We start from the raw sequence: 423 nt of genomic DNA, 5'->3' as shown, positions 1-423 counted from the left end.
GGCTTGCGCCACCCCGCCGTTGCAGGGAGCCGAAGGATGAGCAGCCCGGACATTGCAGCGCCAGCCCGAGCCGCCTCCGCGCCCGCCATAGGATTCTTTGAACGTTATCTCACCGTCTGGGTGGCGTTGTGCATCGTGGTCGGCATCGCGCTCGGCCAGATGCTGCCCGGCGTGTTCCAGGCCATCGGGCGCATGGAGTACGCGCAGGTCAACCTGCCCGTGGGCGTGCTGATCTGGGTGATGATCATCCCGATGCTGCTGAAGATCGATTTCACGGCGCTGGGGCAGGTGAAATCGCACTGGCGCGGCATCGGCGTGACGCTGTTTATCAACTGGGCCGTCAAGCCGTTCTCGATGGCGCTGCTGGGCTGGCTGTTTGTGCGGCATTTATTCGCGCCGCTGCTGCCCGTCGATCAGCTGGAC

1 protein-coding gene is annotated in these 423 nt (G+C 64.5%); it reads left to right on the top strand.

Annotated features, from left to right (window positions below):
* Positions 1-36 precede the first annotated feature (36 nt).
* A partial coding sequence (locus AC1DBD_RS17835) for an arsenic resistance protein (RefSeq protein WP_476982723.1) occupies positions 37-423 on the top strand: 387 nt, incomplete at its 3' end.

Source organism: Arthrobacter sp. 10T419 (assembly GCF_056394105.1).
The sequence above is the reverse complement of the archived record's forward strand: the minus strand, read 5'-3'. Positions and strand labels throughout refer to the sequence as shown.